This window comes from Streptomyces sp. NPDC048196, from assembly GCF_040652715.1.
Taxonomy (GTDB): Bacteria; Actinomycetota; Actinomycetes; order Streptomycetales; family Streptomycetaceae; genus Streptomyces; species Streptomyces siderophoricus.
Map to the genome: position 1 here is coordinate 39,979 of NZ_JBEZMM010000028.1, position 18,609 is coordinate 58,587.

At 66.4% G+C, this 18,609-nt stretch carries 13 protein-coding genes; all 13 read right to left on the reverse strand.

The window, feature by feature from the left end:
• Window positions 1–407: 407 nt before the first annotated feature.
• Window positions 408–1,601: an elongation factor Tu gene (tuf, locus tag AB0E02_RS24810; protein WP_030803122.1), complete on the reverse strand. Its 1,194-nt coding sequence runs from the start codon at window positions 1,599–1,601 to the stop codon at window positions 408–410.
• A gap of 166 nt (window positions 1,602–1,767) precedes the next feature.
• Window positions 1,768–3,888 carry an elongation factor G gene (gene fusA, locus AB0E02_RS24815; protein ID WP_362142703.1) on the reverse strand — a complete coding sequence of 707 codons (2,121 nt, stop codon included), beginning with the start codon at window positions 3,886–3,888 and terminating at the stop codon, window positions 1,768–1,770.
• Window positions 3,889–3,927: 39 nt separating this feature from the next.
• Window positions 3,928–4,398, reverse strand: coding sequence for a 30S ribosomal protein S7 (gene rpsG, locus AB0E02_RS24820; protein ID WP_004571813.1), 471 nt, complete (start codon window positions 4,396–4,398; stop codon window positions 3,928–3,930).
• A gap of 2 nt (window positions 4,399–4,400) precedes the next feature.
• Entirely contained in the window at window positions 4,401–4,772 is a 372-nt protein-coding gene (gene rpsL, locus AB0E02_RS24825; protein WP_003948652.1) for a 30S ribosomal protein S12, read from the reverse strand.
• A 356-nt stretch (window positions 4,773–5,128) separates the two neighbouring features.
• Window positions 5,129–5,608 (reverse strand): DUF1707 and DUF4190 domain-containing protein, encoded by a 480-nt coding sequence (locus AB0E02_RS24830; RefSeq protein ID WP_362142706.1) that lies wholly within the window; start codon window positions 5,606–5,608, stop codon window positions 5,129–5,131.
• Between the two features lie 208 nt (window positions 5,609–5,816).
• The gene (locus AB0E02_RS24835; protein WP_265362215.1) at window positions 5,817–9,716 is read right to left on the reverse strand and encodes a DNA-directed RNA polymerase subunit beta'; all 3,900 of its coding nucleotides are present in this window, start codon (window positions 9,714–9,716) and stop codon (window positions 5,817–5,819) included.
• Between the two features lie 96 nt (window positions 9,717–9,812).
• On the reverse strand, window positions 9,813–13,295 hold the full coding sequence (rpoB, locus tag AB0E02_RS24840) for a DNA-directed RNA polymerase subunit beta (protein WP_362142708.1): 3,483 nt from the start codon (window positions 13,293–13,295) through the stop codon (window positions 9,813–9,815).
• Window positions 13,296–13,920: 625 nt separating this feature from the next.
• Complete coding sequence (rplL, locus tag AB0E02_RS24845; RefSeq protein WP_030413004.1) at window positions 13,921–14,307, reverse strand: 50S ribosomal protein L7/L12; 387 nt, start codon at window positions 14,305–14,307, stop codon at window positions 13,921–13,923.
• 126 nt (window positions 14,308–14,433) lie between these two features.
• Window positions 14,434–14,961, reverse strand: coding sequence for a 50S ribosomal protein L10 (rplJ, locus tag AB0E02_RS24850; RefSeq protein ID WP_030413003.1), 528 nt, complete (start codon window positions 14,959–14,961; stop codon window positions 14,434–14,436).
• A 305-nt stretch (window positions 14,962–15,266) separates the two neighbouring features.
• Window positions 15,267–16,109 carry a hypothetical protein gene (locus AB0E02_RS24855; RefSeq protein WP_362142711.1) on the reverse strand — a complete coding sequence of 281 codons (843 nt, stop codon included), beginning with the start codon at window positions 16,107–16,109 and terminating at the stop codon, window positions 15,267–15,269.
• 144 nt (window positions 16,110–16,253) lie between these two features.
• A complete protein-coding gene (gene rplA, locus AB0E02_RS24860; RefSeq protein WP_030803104.1) occupies window positions 16,254–16,970 on the reverse strand; it encodes a 50S ribosomal protein L1 in 717 nt (238 codons plus the stop codon).
• 80 nt (window positions 16,971–17,050) lie between these two features.
• Entirely contained in the window at window positions 17,051–17,485 is a 435-nt protein-coding gene (gene rplK / locus AB0E02_RS24865) for a 50S ribosomal protein L11 (protein WP_030803101.1), read from the reverse strand.
• Between the two features lie 194 nt (window positions 17,486–17,679).
• Window positions 17,680–18,555 (reverse strand): transcription termination/antitermination protein NusG, encoded by an 876-nt coding sequence (gene nusG, locus AB0E02_RS24870; RefSeq protein WP_030412998.1) that lies wholly within the window; start codon window positions 18,553–18,555, stop codon window positions 17,680–17,682.
• Window positions 18,556–18,609: the final 54 nt, after the last annotated feature.

An 18,609-nucleotide genomic window follows, 5' to 3' on the forward strand; every position in this document is an offset into this window, starting at 1 on the left:
GTCTCTCGTAACGCTCTGGGACCCGGGAGGTTCGCGTCCTTCTCCGACCCACGCGGTCGGGCGTGTCGCACCCCTTCTCGTAAATCTCCGCACGGAAGATCCCTCAAGAAGGAGGAGGCGGGGGAAGGACACCCACCGGGCGCCTGGCCGAGGCACCCCGCTGACGCTTCCCGGAAGATTCCCGTACTTCCGCCCCTGAAGAGGGGCGACGAATACCTGGGACTCGCTTCCGGTCCTCCCGGCGGGAGGCGCGCAGCATCGGCACTCAACCGAGCAACCTGGACAGTGTGCCATACGCCCGGCACCCAAGGCCAATCGATCCCCAACTGTCAAGGAGCCCCGCCCACCTTGCGGTGTGCGGGGCTCCTTGGGGCGCTCCGGGGAGCTACCAGGTCGAGCGGACCGTCTTACTTGACGATCTTGGTGACCTGGCCGGCGCCGACGGTCCGGCCACCCTCACGGATGGCGAACTTCAGGCCCTCCTCCATGGCGACCGGCTGGATCAGGCTGACCGACATCTCGGTGTTGTCGCCCGGCATGACCATCTCGGTGCCCTCGGGAAGGGTCACAACGCCCGTCACGTCCGTGGTACGGAAGTAGAACTGCGGACGGTAGTTGTTGAAGAACGGCGTGTGGCGGCCACCCTCGTCCTTGGAGAGGATGTAGGCCTGCGCCTCGAACTCGGTGTGCGGGGTGACCGAGCCCGGCTTGATGATGACCTGGCCGCGCTCGACGTCCTCGCGCTTGATGCCGCGGAGCAGCAGACCGACGTTCTCACCGGCCTGGCCCTCGTCGAGCAGCTTGCGGAACATCTCGATACCGGTGACCGTGGTGGTGGTCTTCTCGGTCTTGATGCCGATGATGTCGACGGTCTCGTTGACCTTCAGGACACCGCGCTCGATACGACCGGTGACGACGGTGCCACGACCGGTGATCGTGAAGACGTCCTCGATCGGCATCAGGAACGGCTTGTCGACGTCACGCTCGGGCTGCGGGATCGACTCGTCGACGGCCTTCATCAGGTCGAGGACGGACTTGCCCCACTCGGCGTCGCCCTCGAGCGCCTTGAGCGCCGAGACCTTGACGACCGGAACGTCGTCGCCGGGGAACTCGTACTCGGAGAGGAGCTCACGGACCTCGAGCTCGACGAGCTCCAGGATCTCCTCGTCGTCCACCATGTCGGCCTTGTTCAGGGCGACAACGATGTACGGAACGCCGACCTGGCGGGCCAGGAGCACGTGCTCCTTGGTCTGCGGCATCGGGCCGTCGGTCGCGGCGACCACGAGGATGGCGCCGTCCATCTGCGCCGCACCGGTGATCATGTTCTTGATGTAGTCCGCGTGACCGGGGCAGTCGACGTGCGCGTAGTGACGCGACTCGGTCTGGTACTCGACGTGCGCGATGGAGATGGTGATACCGCGCTGGCGCTCCTCAGGAGCCTTGTCGATCTGGTCGAAGGCCGAGGCCTCGTTCAGGTCCGGGTACGCGTCGTGCAGCACCTTGGTAATGGCGGCCGTGAGGGTCGTCTTACCGTGGTCAATGTGACCGATGGTGCCGATGTTGACGTGCGGCTTAGTCCGCTCGAACTTCGCCTTCGCCACTGGGGTCCTCCTGTGGAGTGGTTCTGTACGCCTTACTCATCGGCGCCAGGTGATCTTTGCTGGGGTGCCGGCTGACGGGGGCAATCCTCACGGTTTGCGGGGATTACCCCCATCAGACGGTGTCAAGCCTAAAGCGTGTTGCGCTCCGGTTCTTACGGGACCGGAGTTACTCGCCCTTGGCCTTCGCGATGATCTCCTCGGCGACGTTCCGCGGAACCTCGGCGTAGGAGTCGAACTGCATCGAGTAGCTCGCGCGACCCGACGTCTTGCTGCGGAGGTCTCCGACGTAGCCGAACATCTCCGAGAGGGGAACCAGGCCCGTGACGAGCTTGGCCCCGCTGCGGTCCTCCATGGACTGGATCTGACCACGGCGGGAGTTGATGTCGCCGATCACATCGCCCATGTAGTCCTCGGGCGTGGTGACCTCGACCTTCATCATCGGCTCGAGCAGGGCCGGGGAGGCCTTGCGGGCGGCCTCCTTGAAGGCCATCGAACCGGCGATCTTGAAGGCCATCTCGGAGGAGTCGACCTCGTGGAACGCGCCGTCGAGCAGCGTGACCTTGACGCCGGTCAGCGGGTAGCCGGCGAGAACACCGAACTCCATGGCCTCCTGGCAGCCCGCGTCCACGGACGGGATGTACTCCCGCGGGATGCGGCCACCGGTGACCTTGTTCTCGAACTCGTACCCGTCGCCCTCGAGGGGCTCCAGCGCGATCTGGACCTTCGCGAACTGACCGGAACCACCGGTCTGCTTCTTGTGCGTGTAGTCCAGGCGCTCGACCGCCTTGCGCAGGGTCTCGCGGTAGGCGACCTGCGGCTTGCCGACGTTGGCCTCGACCCGGAACTCACGCTTCATACGGTCGACCAGCACGTCGAGGTGCAGCTCGCCCATACCCGCGATGATGGTCTGGCCGGTCTCCTCGTCGGTGTGCACCTGGAACGAGGGGTCCTCTTCGGCGAGACGCTGGATGGCGACACCCAGCTTCTCCTGGTCGCCCTTGGACTTGGGCTCGATGGCGACCTGGATGACCGGGGCCGGGAACTCCATCGACTCCAGGATGACCTGGTTGGCGGAGTCACAGAGGGTCTCACCGGTGGTGGTCTGCTTCAGACCCATGACGGCGACGATGTCACCGGCACCCACCGAGTCGATCTCCTCACGCTTGTTCGCGTGCATCCGGTAGATCTTGCCGATGCGCTCCTTCTTGCCCTTCACCGAGTTCTGCACCTGCGAGCCGGCCTCAAGGCGGCCCGAGTACACCCGGATGAAGGTGAGCTTGCCCAGGTGGGGGTCGCTCGCAATCTTGAACGCAAGGGCGGACAGCGGCTCGTCCTCGGACGGCTTGCGCTTGACGACCTCCTCCGGGTCGTTGACGGCGTGGCCCTCGATGGCCTCGACGTCAAGCGGGGAGGGGAGGTAGCGCACGACCGCGTCGAGCAGGGGCTGGACGCCCTTGTTCTTGAACGCGGTACCGCAGAACACCGGGGTGACGGTGGTGTTCTCCGCCTTGCCGGAGGCGATGGTGATCCGGCGGATCGCCGCGTAGAGCTGCTCCTCGGTGGGCTCCTGGCCCTCCAGGTAGAGCTCCATGATCTCTTCGTCGTTCTCGGCGACGACCTCGAGGAGCTTGCCGCGCCATTCGTCGGCGGCCTCGATGTGCGTGTCCGGGATGTCGACGGTGTCGTACATCTCGCCCTTGGCGGCCTCGGCCGACCAGACGAGAGCCTTCATCTTGACGAGGTCGACGACACCCTTGAAGTCCATCTCGGTACCGATGGGCAGCTGCATCACGATCGGGGTCGCGCCGAGGCGGTCCGTGATCATGTCGACGCAGCGGTGGAACTCGGCACCCGTACGGTCGAGCTTGTTGACGAAGCAGATGCGCGGAACGCCGTAGCGGTCCGCCTGACGCCAAACGGTCTCGGACTGGGGCTCCACACCGGCAACACCGTCGAACACCGTCACCGCACCGTCGAGCACGCGCAGCGAGCGCTCCACCTCGACGGTGAAGTCGACGTGGCCCGGGGTGTCGATGATGTTGATGGTGTTGTCGACGTTGTCCAGCGGCCAGTGGCAGGTCGTCGCGGCAGACGTGATCGTGATGCCGCGCTCCTGCTCCTGCTCCATCCAGTCCATCGTGGCAGCGCCGTCGTGGACCTCACCGATCTTGTAAGAAACACCGGTGTAGAACAGGATCCGCTCGGTGGTGGTCGTCTTGCCCGCGTCGATGTGGGCCATGATCCCGATGTTGCGGACCTTGGCCAGGTCAAGCGAAGTGGTAGCCATAGTGGCTCAATCTTCTCTCGGTCTCGATGTGGGTTGCGACTACCAGCGGTAGTGCGCGAAGGCCTTGTTGGACTCGGCCATCTTGTGCGTGTCCTCACGCTTCTTGACCGAAGCGCCGAGGCCGTTGGAGGCGTCGAGCAGTTCGTTCATGAGGCGCTCGGTCATGGTCTTCTCGCGACGGGCGCGCGAGTAGCCCACGAGCCAGCGGAGCGAGAGGGTGGCGGCACGGCCGGGCTTGACCTCGACCGGGACCTGGTAGGTCGCGCCACCGACGCGGCGGGACTTGACCTCGAGGGTCGGCTTGATGTTCTCGAGCGCGCGCTTGAGGGTGATGACCGGGTCGTTGCCGGTCTTCTCGCGCAGCCCCTCCATGGCGCCGTAAACGATGCGCTCAGCGGTGGAGCGCTTTCCGTTCAGCAGCACCTTGTTGATGAGGGAGGTCACCAGAGGAGAACCGTAGACCGGGTCGATGATGACCGGGCGCTTCGGGGCGGGGCCCTTACGAGGCATTCTTACTTCTCCTTCTTGGCGCCGTAGCGGCTGCGAGCCTGCTTGCGGTTCTTGACGCCCTGCGTGTCGAGGGAGCCGCGGATGATCTTGTACCGAACACCCGGCAGGTCCTTCACACGGCCGCCACGCACGAGCACGATCGAGTGCTCCTGGAGGTTGTGGCCCTCACCCGGAATGTAAGCGGTGACCTCGATCCCGCTGGTCAGACGCACACGCGCGACCTTACGCAGGGCCGAGTTCGGCTTCTTCGGGGTGGTGGTGAAAACACGCGTGCAGACGCCGCGGCGCTGGGGGGAACCCTCGAGTGCGGGCGTCTTGTTCTTCTCGACCTTGTCCTGCCGGCCCTTGCGGACCAGCTGCTGGATCGTAGGCACCGTTTCTCCGGTTTCTGTGTGCCAGTCTCGGTAAAGCTAACCTGGAACGCTCCCGACCCACGCGGTCGGGTGTGTCGAATACTGCAGTCCGGTCCCCGCTGGAACGAGAAGGCGGCAGATTGCGGTGTCGAGACCCGGCTTCCGTGCTGGTGGCCTCCCGGCCGGTGGCTTGGGGAGATTGCGCGCACGGCAGCCCAGGGACACCCCAGGCACAAGGTCAGAGCGTACCTACCGCATTGGCTGCGGTCAAAACAAATGCACACGCGAAGGACACGCCGGACTCGTCACGGCGCTGCGGCCACCGTAGTGCGCGAGCGGCCCGTACGGAAGAAGGCGCGGGCTCCCCCGCGGCACGGTCAGAGGTTGACCGCCGCGAGCAGGATCCACACCAGGAACATCAGCGCCCAGCCACCGATCGCCAGCCAGCCCAGGATCAGTCCGGTGAGCGCCTGCCCGTCCCCGCGCTCCCCGGTGCGGCGGATCTCGGCGCGCGCCTTGTGGCCCAGGATCACCGCCGGGATCGCGGTCAGCCCCCAGGTCACCGGCGTCATCAGCCCACAGACCAGCGCACCGGTCGCCGAGCCGTTGGTCGCCTGCGGCGGCGGCATCTGCATCGGCATGAACGTCGCCGGCACCGGCCGCTGCGGTACGAACTGGGCCTGCGGCACCGGCCCCATCGGCAGGTCCGAGACCAGCATCTGCAACTCGGCGTGGGTCTGCGCCTTGTACGCCCGGGTCAGCCGCTGCTCGTACTCCGGCTGCGACAGCCGCCCCTCGGCGAACCCCGCCTTGAGCACATCGACCGTCCGCTCACGATCGGCGTGCGAGGCACGCATGGCAGGCACCTGATTCCACGGCTGAGCGGGCTGCCCGCCCTGCCACGGCTGGAATGCCACGTCGCGACCCTCCCCCCGCTCGACAGTTCTCCCCATCTTCTCATCACAGACGCAGGGATGGGAGGACAAGTTCCCCCGCGCGGCCCCCAATGCCGCAGGGCGGCCACCCCGGAGGGTGGCCGCCCTGTGGACGGTGTACGGACCAGGGTTACTGGTTGTACGGGCCGTAGTCGTAGTCCTCCAGCGGGACCGCCTGGCCGGAGCCGGTGCCGAAGGGCGAGTAGTCGATGTCGTCGTAACCGACGGCCGAGTACATCGCGGCCTTGGCCTCCTCGGTGGGCTCGACCCGGATGTTGCGGTAGCGGGACAGGCCCGTACCGGCCGGGATGAGCTTACCGATGATGACGTTCTCCTTGAGGCCGATGAGGCTGTCGGACTTGGCGTTGATCGCCGCGTCCGTCAGGACTCGGGTCGTCTCCTGGAAGGAGGCGGCCGACAGCCAGGATTCCGTCGCCAGCGAAGCCTTGGTGATACCCATCAGCTGCGGACGGCCGGAGGCCGGGTGGCCGCCTTCCGCCACGACGCGACGGTTCTCGCTCTCGAACTTCGTGCGCTCCACCAGCTCGCCCGGCAGCAGCTCCGCGTCGCCGGACTCGATGATCGTCACGCGGCGCAGCATCTGCCGGATGATGATCTCGATGTGCTTGTCGTGGATCGCCACGCCCTGGCTGTTGTAGACCTTCTGGACCTCGCCGACCAGGTGGACCTGGACGGCACGCTGGCCGAGGATCCGCAGCACGTCGTGCGGGTTGATCGCACCCACGGTCAGCGGCTGGCCGACCTGGACGTGGTCGCCCTCGCCCACCAGCAGACGGGCGCGCTTGGAGACGCCGTAGGCCGTCTCGTCGCTGCCGTCGTCCGGCGTGACGATGACCTTCTTGGTCTTCTCGGTCTCCTCGATCCGGACGCGGCCGGCCGCCTCCGAGATCGGGGCGACACCCTTGGGCGTACGGGCCTCGAAGAGCTCGACGACACGCGGCAGACCCAGGGTGATGTCGTCACCGGCCACACCACCGGTGTGGAAGGTACGCATCGTCAGCTGGGTGCCGGGCTCACCGATGGACTGGGCGGCGATGATGCCGACCGCCTCACCGATGTCGACCAGCTTGCCGGTGGCCAGCGAACGGCCGTAGCAGAAGGCGCAGGTGCCGACCGCGGACTCACAGGTCAGGACCGAGCGGGTCTTGACCTCCTCGACGCCGGCGTTGACCAGCGCGTCGATGAGCACGTCACCGAGGTCGACGTTCGCCGGCGCGACGACCTTGCCGTCGACGACGACGTCCTCGGCCAGCATGCGGGCGTAGACGCTGGACTCGACGTCGTCCGCCTTGCGCAGGACACCGGCGGCGTCCTTCGAGGCGATCCGCAGCTTGAGGCCGCGCTCGGTGCCACAGTCCTCCTCGCGAATGATGACGTCCTGGGAGACGTCGACCAGACGACGGGTGAGGTAACCGGAGTCGGCGGTACGAAGGGCGGTGTCCGCCAGACCCTTACGGGCACCGTGCGTGGAGATGAAGTACTCCAGCACGGACAGACCCTCGCGGAACGACGCCTTGATCGGACGCGGGATGGTCTCGTTCTTCGCGTTCGACACCAGACCACGCATACCGGCGATCTGCCGCATCTGCATCATGTTTCCTCGGGCACCCGAGTCAACCATCATGAAGATGGGGTTCGTCTTGGGGAAGTTCTCGTTCATCGCCTCGGCGACCTCGTTGGTCGCCTTGGTCCAGATGTTGATCAGTTCCTGAGTGCGCTCGTCCTTGGTGATCAGACCGCGCTCGTACTGCTTCTGGACCTTCTCGTCCTGGGCCTCGTAGCCCGCGACGATGGCCTTCTTGGCCTCCGGCACGACGATGTCCGAAACGGCGACGGTGACGCCGGAACGGGTCGCCCAGTGGAAGCCGGCAGCCTTCAGGTTGTCGAGCGTCGCCGCCACGATGACCTTCGGGTAGCGCTCGGCCAGGTCGTTGACGATCGCGGAGAGCTGCTTCTTGCCCACCGAGTAGTCGACGAACGGGTAGTCCTCGGGCAGCAGCTCGTTGAAGAGCGCACGGCCCAGGGTCGTCCGCAGCCGGAAGCTGTCACCCTGCTGCCACTCGGGCTCGCCCTCCTCCGGAACCGGCGGGGTCCAGCCGCGGGGCGGAACCGTGCCGATCGGGAAGCGGATGTCGACCTTCGCCTGCAGCGAGAGCTCACGGGCGTCGAAGGCCATGATCGCCTCGGCGACCGAGCCGAAGGCCCGGCCCTCGCCCTTGACCTCGCGCTCCTCTTCATCCGTGGTGAGGAAGAAGAGGCCGAGCACCATGTCCTGGGTCGGCATGGTGACCGGACGGCCGTCGGCCGGCTTGAGGATGTTGTTCGAGGACAGCATCAGGATGCGGGCCTCGGCCTGCGCCTCCGCGGACAGCGGGAGGTGGACGGCCATCTGGTCACCGTCGAAGTCCGCGTTGAACGCGGTGCAGACGAGCGGGTGGATCTGAATGGCCTTGCCCTCGACCAGCTGCGGCTCGAAGGCCTGGATGCCGAGGCGGTGCAGGGTGGGCGCACGGTTCAGCAGCACCGGGTGCTCGGCGATGACCTCTTCGAGGACGTCGTACACGACGGTGCGGCCACGCTCGACCATGCGCTTGGCCGACTTGATGTTCTGCGCGTGGTTCAGGTCCACCAGGCGCTTCATCACGAACGGCTTGAAGAGCTCCAGCGCCATGGCCTTGGGCAGACCGCACTGGTGCAGCTTCAGCTGCGGGCCGACGACGATGACGGAACGGGCCGAGTAGTCGACGCGCTTACCGAGCAGGTTCTGACGGAAGCGGCCCTGCTTGCCCTTGAGCATGTCGGACAGCGACTTCAGCGGACGGTTGCCGGGGCCCGTGACCGGGCGACCACGACGGCCGTTGTCGAAGAGCGCGTCGACGGCCTCCTGGAGCATGCGCTTCTCGTTGTTCACGATGATCTCGGGCGCGCCGAGGTCGAGAAGCCGCTTCAGGCGGTTGTTGCGGTTGATGACACGGCGGTACAGGTCGTTCAGGTCGGAGGTCGCGAAGCGGCCACCGTCCAGCTGCACCATCGGACGCAGGTCCGGCGGGATCACCGGGATGCAGTCCAGCACCATGCCCTTGGGGCTGTTGCGGGTCTGCAGGAAGGCGGAGACGACCTTCAGGCGCTTGAGCGCACGGGTCTTCTTCTGGCCCTTGCCGGTCCGGATGATCTCGCGGAGGCGCTCGGCCTCCTCCTCCAGGTCGAAGGTCTCCAGGCGCTTCTGCAGCGCCGCGGCACCCATCGACCCGTCGAAGTACGTGCCGAAGCGGTCACGCAGCTCGCGGTAGAGCAGCTCGTCGCCCTCCAGGTCCTGGACCTTGAGGTTCTTGAAGCGGTTCCAGACCTCGTCGAGGCGGTCGATCTCGCGCTGCGCACGGTCGCGCAGCTGCTTCATCTCACGCTCGGCACCCTCGCGCACCTTGCGGCGCACGTCGGCCTTGGCGCCCTCGGCCTCCAGCTCGGCCAGGTCGGTCTCGAGCTTCTTGGCGCGGGCCTCCAGGTCGGAGTCGCGGCGCTGCTCGATCTGCTGGCGCTCGACGGAGACGTGGGCCTCCAGCGAGGGCAGATCGCGGGTGCGGCGCTCCTCGTCCACGAACGTGATCATGTACGCGGCGAAGTAGATGACCTTCTCGAGGTCCTTCGGGGCCAGGTCCAGCAGGTAGCCCAGCCGGCTCGGGACGCCCTTGAAGTACCAGATGTGGGTGACGGGAGCGGCCAGCTCGATGTGGCCCATCCGCTCACGGCGCACCTTGGCGCGAGTGACCTCGACGCCGCACCGCTCGCAGATGATGCCCTTGAAGCGGACGCGCTTGTACTTACCGCAGTAGCACTCCCAGTCCCGGGTCGGACCGAAGATCTTCTCGCAGAAGAGTCCGTCCTTTTCGGGCTTGAGGGTGCGGTAGTTGATGGTCTCCGGCTTCTTGACCTCACCGTGGGACCACTGACGGATGTCGTCAGCGGTGGCGAGGCCGATCCGCAGCTCGTCGAAGAAGTTGACGTCGAGCACTATGCGTCAATCCCTCTCAGGGTCGTATCTAGATGGTCTGAACGGGGTCCGGGGAGCGGCCGGGAGCTCCTGGGCAGAAGCTCCCGGCCAGACCCGTCAGACCTCTTCGACGCTGCTCGGCTCGCGCCGGGACAGGTCGATGCCGAGCTCCTCCGCAGCGCGGAAGACGTCCTCGTCGGTGTCGCGCATCTCGATGGACATGCCGTCCGAGGACAGCACCTCCACGTTGAGGCACAGGGACTGCATCTCCTTGATGAGGACCTTGAAGGACTCGGGGATGCCGGGCTCCGGGATGTTCTCGCCCTTGACGATGGCCTCGTAGACCTTCACGCGGCCGGTGACGTCGTCGGACTTGATCGTCAGCAGCTCCTGGAGGGCGTACGCGGCGCCGTAAGCCTCCAGCGCCCACACCTCCATCTCACCGAAGCGCTGGCCACCGAACTGGGCCTTACCACCCAGCGGCTGCTGGGTGATCATCGAGTACGGACCGGTCGAGCGGGCGTGCAGCTTGTCGTCGACCAGGTGGTGGAGCTTGAGGATGTACATGTACCCGACCGAGATCGGGTCCGGGAACGGCTCACCGGAGCGGCCGTCGAAGAGCTGGGCCTTGCCGGAGCTCTTGACCATCCGCTCGCCGTCGCGGTTGGGGAGCGTCGACTCGAAGAGGCCGGCGAGCTCGTCCTCGCGCGCACCGTCGAAGACCGGGGTCGCGACGTTGGTGCGCGGCGCGACGTCGTCGGCGCCGATCGCCTGGAGCCGCTGCTGCCACTCCTCGCCGCCCTCGACCTTCCAGCCCTGGCTGGCGAGCCAGCCGAGGTGGATCTCCAGGACCTGTCCCGGGTTCATTCGGGACGGGACACCCAGCGGGTTGAGGATGATGTCGACCGGGGTGCCGTCCTCCAGGAACGGCATGTCCTCGACCGGCAGGATCTTCGAGATGACGCCCTTGTTGCCGTGACGGCCGGCGAGCTTGTCACCGTCGGTGATCTTGCGCTTCTGCGCGACGTAGACGCGGACCAGCTGGTTCACGCCCGGGGGCAGCTCGTCGCCCTCCTCGCGGTCGAAGACGCGGACGCCGATGACCTTGCCGATCTCACCGTGCGGCACCTTCAGCGAGGTGTCGCGCACCTCGCGCGCCTTCTCACCGAAGATCGCGCGGAGCAGGCGCTCCTCGGGGGTCAGCTCGGTCTCACCCTTGGGCGTGACCTTGCCGACGAGGATGTCGCCGGCGACGACCTCGGCACCGATCCGGATGATGCCGCGCTCGTCGAGGTCGGAGAGGACCTCCTCGGAGACGTTCGGGATGTCCCGGGTGATCTCCTCGGGGCCGAGCTTGGTGTCACGGGCGTCGACCTCGTGCTCCTCGATGTGGATCGAGGAGAGGACGTCGTCCTGCACGAGGCGCTGCGACAGGATGATCGCGTCCTCGTAGTTGTGGCCCTCCCACGGCATGAACGCGACGAGCAGGTTCTTGCCGAGCGCCATCTCGCCCTGGTCCGTGGACGGACCGTCGGCGAGGACCTGGCCCTCGATGACCCGCGCGCCCTCGTCCACGACGACCTTCTGGTTGAAGGAGGTGCCCTGGTTGGAGCGGGTGAACTTGGCGACGCGGTACGTGGTGTACGTGCCGTCGTCGTTGGCGACGGTGATGTAGTCCGCGGAGACCTCCTGGACCACACCGTCCTTCTCCGCCTTGATGACGTCGCCGGCGTCGACCGCGCAGCGGTACTCCATGCCGGTGCCGACCAGCGGCGACTCCGCCTTGATCAGCGGAACGGCCTGGCGCATCATGTTCGATCCCATGAGCGCGCGGTTGGCGTCGTCGTGCTCGAGGAACGGGATCATGGCGGTCGCGGCCGACACCATCTGGCGCGGCGAGACGTCCATGAAGTGCACCTCGTCGGCGGGGACCAGGTCGACCTCGCCGCCGCGGCGGCGGACCAGGACACGCTGCTCGGCGAACCGCATGTCGTCGGTCAGCTTCGCGTTGGCCTGGGCGATGAGGAAGCGGTCCTCCTCGTCGGCGGTGAGGTAGTCCACCTCTTCGGTGACCTGACCGTCGACGACCTTGCGGTACGGGGTCTCGATGAAGCCGAAGACGTTGACCCGGCCGTACGAGGCGAGCGAGCCGATCAGACCGATGTTCGGGCCTTCCGGCGTCTCGATCGGGCACATGCGGCCGTAGTGCGACGGGTGGACGTCACGGACGTCCAGGCCAGCCCGCTCACGGGAGAGACCACCCGGGCCCAGCGCCGACAGACGGCGCTTGTGGGTCAGACCCGACAGCGGGTTGGTCTGGTCCATGAACTGGGACAGCTGGCTGGTGCCGAAGAACTCCTTGATGGAGGCGACGACCGGCCGGATGTTGATCAGCGTCTGCGGCGTGATCGCCTCGACGTCCTGGGTGGTCATGCGCTCGCGCACGACGCGCTCCATACGGGCCAGACCCGTGCGGACCTGGTTCTGGATGAGCTCGCCGACGTTGCGCAGACGACGGTTGCCGAAGTGGTCGATGTCGTCGGTCTCGACGACGATCGAGGTGCCGTTCTCGCCGATCGTCTCGGTCTCGCCGGCGTGCAGCTTGACCAGGTACTTGATCGTGGCGATGACGTCGTCGGTGGTGAGCACACCGGCGTCCAGCGGCTCGTCGCCACCGAGCTTCTTGTTGACCTTGTAGCGGCCGACCTTGGCGAGGTCGTAGCGCTTCGGGTTGAAGTAGAGGTTCTCCAGCAGCGTCTGCGCGGCCTCGCGGGTCGGCGGCTCGCCCGGACGCAGCTTGCGGTAGATGTCCAGCAGCGCGTCGTCCTGGCCCTGGGTGTGGTCCTTCTCCAGGGTGGCGCGCATGGACTCGTAGTCGCCGAACTCCTCGAGGATCTGCTCGGTGGTCCAGCCGAGCGCCTTGAGCAGGACGGTGACGGACTGCTTGCGCTTGCGGTCGATGCGCACACCGACCATGTCGCGCTTGTCGATCTCCATCTCCAGCCAGGCACCCCGGGACGGAATGATCTTGGCGGAGAAGATGTCCTTGTCGGACGTCTTGTCGATGGAGCTGTCGAAGTACACGCCCGGCGAGCGGACCAGCTGCGACACCACGACACGCTCGGTGCCGTTGATGACGAAGGTGCCCTTGTTCGTCATGAGCGGGAAGTCGCCCATGAAGACCGTCTGGGACTTGATCTCACCGGTCTCGTTGTTGGTGAACTCCGCCGTGACGAAGAGCGGGGCGGCGTACGTGAAGTCGCGCTCCTTGCACTCGTCGATGGAGTTCTTCGGGGGCTCGAAGCGGTGGTCGCGGAACGTCAGCGACATCGACCCGGAGAAGTCCTCGATCGGGGAGATCTCTTCGAAGATCTCTTCGAGACCGGACTTGGTGGGAACTTCCTGCCCACTCTCCAGCGCAGCCTCGACGCGACCCTTCCATGCGGCATTGCCGAGCAGCCAGTCGAAGCTTTCGGTCTGCAGCGCAAGGAGGTTCGGAACCCCGAGGGGCTCCTTGATCTTCGCAAAAGAGATGCGCAGCGGGGCGGTGCTGTCGCCGTTGTTCGTATTGGCAGTCGAGGCGTTGCGCGAGGCGGCCAAGAGGGGGTCCTTCCGAGGGCTCGGACTCACTACGCGCGTACCGGTCCCGAATCGAGCAGACTGAGGGAAAGCCCAGGTCAGGGCGGATCATCCAGCTTTGCTCGGGCTCGGATATGCCCCTGGTGACGGGCAGGGAGCAGCTAACAGGCAGCGCAAAGGGTCAGTGTAGCCACAAGGCCCACTGATGTCCAGGGCGAGTTTCCGGAGACCGGTTCAGCACCGTGATACCGATCTTCTCCCTCCGGGAAGTCGCGTCCTCCGTCGCGCCGGAGGAGCCCCTCGTTTGTTCTTCTCAATGCCCTGCGCCTGCCGAAAGCCCTGCGCCAGTGGCGCACACCGATGCTTCCCTCTTCGTCGGCGATCCATGCCTCGAACCCTGGATCGCTTCAGCGTCGCGTCCCGAGAATTGCGCGCCGCGTCCGGTTCGTCAAGGCCCCCCACCTCTGCGAGATCGTCACATGGGAGCACGTCCGGGCAACGAAGATCACCATACTCGCACTCCGGCCGGAGACAACGCAGCCCGGGCGAGCACGCCGAAGGGCGACCACCCGTATGGGTGATCGCCCTTGGCTGGGTGTCCGTTACACCTCAGGTGACACGGACGTGAGTCGGAGACTCAGTGGGGTCACTTGACCTCGACGGAGGCACCGGCGCCCTTGAGGGCCTCGGCGGCCTTCTCGGCGGCGTCCTTGGCGACCTTCTCGAGGACCGGCTTCGGGGTGCCGTCCACGAGGTCCTTGGCCTCCTTCAGGCCCAGGGAGGTCAGCTCACGCACGACCTTGATGACCTGGATCTTCTTGTCGCCGGCACCGGTGAGGATGACGTCGAACTCGTCCTTCTCCTCCTCGGCGGCGGCGGCCGGGGCACCCGGGGCACCGGCGGCGACGACGGCGGCCGGGGCGGCAGCGGTGACGTCGAACTTCTCCTCGAACGCCTTCACGAACTCGGAGAGCTCGATGAGGGTCATCTCCTCGAACTGCGCGAGCAGGTCTTCCTGGCTGAGCTTCGCCATGATGGGCGGTCCTTCCACTAATTCGGCTGGTGCCGGATGTACATGTGAGGCGGGCGTACGTTCGGGCCCGCTGTGGCCTCCCGGCCTAGGCGTACCTGGGCGCGGGGTGCCAATGTGCGAGCCGAATTACTCGGCACCGCCCTGCTCGGCCTGCTTGGCGCGAAGCGCTTCCGCGGTGCGGACGAACTTCGACGGCAGCGCCTGGAAGAGCGCGGCAGCCTGCGACTGCTTGCCCTTCATGGCACCGGCCAGCTTGCTGAGCAGAACCTCGCGGGACTCAAGGTCCGCAAGCTTCTTGATCTCGTCGGCGGACAGCGCCTTGCCTTCAAGGACACCGCCCTTGATGACGAGAGCGGGGTTGTCCTTGGCGAAGTCACGAAGACCCTTCGCCGCCTCGACCGGGTCACCGGTCACAAAGGCGACAGCCGTCGAGCCACTGAGGTGCTCGTCCAGCTGAATCCCGGCCTCATTGGCCGCGATCTTGGTCAGCGTGTTCTTCACCACACGGTACTGAGCGTTCTCGCCGAGAGAACGACGCAGCTGCTTGAGCTGCGCCACAGTCAGTCCGGTGTAAGAGGTCACAACAGCCGCGTTGGAGTTACGGAGCTTCTCCGTGATCTCCTCAACAGCTGCGATCTTGTCGGACGTCGCCATGAGCCTCGGCCTCCTTCCGGGTGATGAGGACCGCGCAGAAGGGGCTGGGCAAAACAAACGCCCCGGCGCAGGCGCACGGGGCGAGAACTCGACCAGGCTGACGCCCGGGAGCTTTCTTCCACAGTCACCTGCGCAGGTCGTCCGCAGCTAGCGGATCCTTCGGCCTCCACACGCCCGGGTTCGGACGCGCAGCGACAACCAGCGGTCTTTGGCTTCCCGCATACGGTACGGGAGCGACCTGCGTCAGGCAAATCGGCCGACAGGGGGCGCCGGCCGCGCCCCCTGCCCGCCGTTCAACGGCTCACTTACGGCTTGCCGACCTTGTCGAAGTCCACCGTGTCACCGGCCGCCGGCACCTGGTCCGGGACCTTGGTGCCGTAGTTCGAGTAGAAGACGGTCGAGTCGTACGGGAGCTTGCCGCCGACCAGCTGCTCACGCTTCTTGACCAGCAGGTTGTCCGAGCTGATCCACAGGTCGATGGCTTCCTGCCCCGCACCGGACTTCTTGAGCTGCTGCTCCAGCGCCTTCATGTCCGACTCGCTGACGTTCTTCGACTGCATGCGGGTCAGCTCGGAGATCGAGAGGGTGCCGGTGTAGTGGGTGGCCTGGACGCCGCGGACGTCCTCCTTGCCGGCCTCCTTGACCTTGCCGGAGGCGATCAGCAGCTCCATCGCCCGGGTCGGGTTGTTGTTGTTCATCTGGTCCTTGATCAGGGCGCCGGTCGGGCCCATCTTCTTGGCCAGGACGTCGTAGTCGTACTTGACCCAGGACTTGCCGCCCACCGGCGTGCCCATGTTCATGTACATCGCGTCGGACGTGTACACCGCCTTCGTGGGCCGGCCGGCCAGCATCCCCGCGGACTGCGTGATGTCGAGGTTCATCCGCATGCCCTGGGACCAGTCCATCGCACCCTTCATCGACTGGGTGGAGATGGCGTTCTTGAGCGTGCCGTCGACCTGGGCGGACTTCTTGCCGCCCGTCTGCTGTGCCGCCGTCTTCAGCGACGCCAGCGCGACCTGGAGCGGGGACTGGCCGGAGCCCGATCCGCCACTGCCACCGGCGTTGTCGCTCTTGCCGCCGTTACAGGCGGTCAGGCCGGCCATCATGACAACTCCCGCCACCACGGCGGTCATACGCGTGCTGCGCACTGGGCTCCCCCTTAGAAATCCCGTACTGGGCGTCGGGAGGACTTTAGACCAGACGGGTGACACGCATGCGTCAGGCCCCGCCCTCCGTACGGGAGAGCGGGGCCTGACGGCTTTACGCGCGCTGTGAGGCGTCGATCAGACAGATCAGACGGCCTCGTCCTCGACGAGGAGGTTGCGGGTGCGGTTGCTGTCCACCGGGATGCCGGGGCCCATCGTGGTGGTGATGGTGGCCTTCTTGATGTACCGGCCCTTGGCGGCGGACGGCTTGAGGCGGGTGATCTCCTCAAGAGCCGCGGCGTAGTTCTCCACCAGCTTGGTCTCGTCGAAGGAGACCTTGCCGATGATGAAGTGGAGGTTCGCGTGCTTGTCCACGCGGAACTCGATCTTGCCGCCCTTGATGTCGGTGACAGCCTTGGCGACGTCCGGGGTGACCGTGCCGGTCTTCGGGTTCGGCATCAGACCACGGGGACCGAGCACGCGGCCGAGGCGGCCGACCTTGCCCATCAGGTCCGGGGTGGCGACGACGGCGTCGAAGTCCAGACGGCCCTTGGAGACCTCGTCGATCAGTTCGTCCGAGCCGACGATGTCGGCGCCGGCGGCTTCCGCGGCCGCAGCACGGTCACCGGTCGCGAAGACCAGGACCCGGGCGGTCTTACCGGTGCCGTGCGGGAGGTTCACGGTGCCACGGACCATCTGGTCGGCCTTGCGCGGGTCGACACCCAGACGCATGGCGACCTCGACGGTCGCGTCGAACTTGGCGGACGAGGTCTCCTTGGCGAGACGGACGGCCTCGAGCGGGGCGTACAGACGCTCCCGGTCGATCTTCGCGTCCGCGTTGCGAAGAGTCTTGCTGCGCTTCACTTCTGCTCCTGATGCAGTGGGATGGAGTCGTGGTCCGGACCAGCGCCTGGTCCTGCCACGGGGTGCCAAAGGGGCTGGGATCAGCCCTCGACCGTGATGCCCATGGAACGGGCGGTGCCGGCGATGATCTTCTCGGCGGCGTCCAGGTCGTTGGCGTTCAGGTCGGGCATCTTGGTGGTGGCGATGTCACGGACCTGGTCGCGGGTGATCTTGGCGACCTTGGTCTTGTGCGGCTCGCCGGAGCCCTTCTCCACGCCCGCGGCCTTCAGGATGAGCTTCGCGGCCGGGGGGGTCTTGGTGACGAAGGTGAAGGAACGGTCCTCGTAGACCGTGATCTCCACCGGCACGACCATGCCACGCTGCGACTCGGTCGCGGCGTTGTAGGCCTTGCAGAACTCCATGATGTTGACGCCGTGCTGGCCCAGCGCGGGGCCGACCGGCGGAGCCGGGTTTGCGGCGCCGGCGCTGATCTGGAGCTTGATAAGCCCCGTGACCTTCTTCTTCTTGGGAGGCATGCTCTCTCCGGGTCCTAGTGAGAGGTGTTTCGCCAGTCCATCCGGTCATCCGGATGGAGGCATACCGCACAACGATAACGGGTATGGTCGCGCGGCCAAAAACCGACAGGTCAGACAGGCTGGCGCCCGTCTGACCTGGCCGGTGGCTGGTGGTCCGGAAGGGCCCCGCGGCCCTCCGGATCAGAGGAACTCGATCAGTTCTTCTGGATCTGGTCGAAGGACAGCTCGACCGGGGTCTCCCGGCCGAAGATCTCGACCAGGCCCTTGACCTTCTTCGAGTCGGCGTTGATCTCGTTGATCGTCGCCTGGAGCGTCGCGAACGGACCGTCGGTGACCGTGACGGAGTCGCCCACCTCGAAGTCCAGGACCTGGACCTCGACCTTGCGGGACGGCGCCGGCTTGCCCTCGGCCGCGGCGGCCTCCTTGGCGGCCTTCTCCTCGGCCTCCGGGGCGAGCATCTTGACGATCTCGTCCAGCGTCAGCGGGTAGGGGTCGTAGGCGTTGCCGACGAAGCCGGTGACGCCCGGGGTGTTGCGGACCACGCCCCAGGACTCGTTCGTCAGGTCCATGCGCACGAGCACGTAGCCCGGGAGCTTGTTCTGGCGGACGGTACGGCGGTCGCCGTTCTTGATCTGGACGACCTCTTCCTGCGGCACCTCGGCCTGGAAGATGTAGTCCTCGACGTTCAGCGAGACGGCGCGCTGTTCGAGGTTGGTCTTCACGCGATTCTCGTAGCCCGCGTAGGTGTGGATGACGTACCACTCACCGGGCAGACCGCGCAGTTCGTCGCGGAGGGCGGCCACCGGGTCGACCGGCTCCTGCTCCTCGGCCGACTCGTCCTCGGCGACCTCGGCGGTGGCCTCGGCGTCCTCCTCGACGTGCACCGCGGCCTCTTCGGCGGGCTCGCCGGCGGCGGCTTCCTCGGCGTCGAGCTCGTCGACGGTGTCGGCGCCCTCGACGATCTCCTGCGCGGTGTCCTCGCCCTCGACCTCGGCCGAGGCAGCCGCGTCAACGTCGGCCGCTGCCGTCTCGGCGGATTCGGCGGCGTCGTTCAGGTTCGGGTCAGACACGGTGGCTGCTTCTTCCTGGCTTCAAGGGGTTGAACATGCGAAATGGCGCCCGCG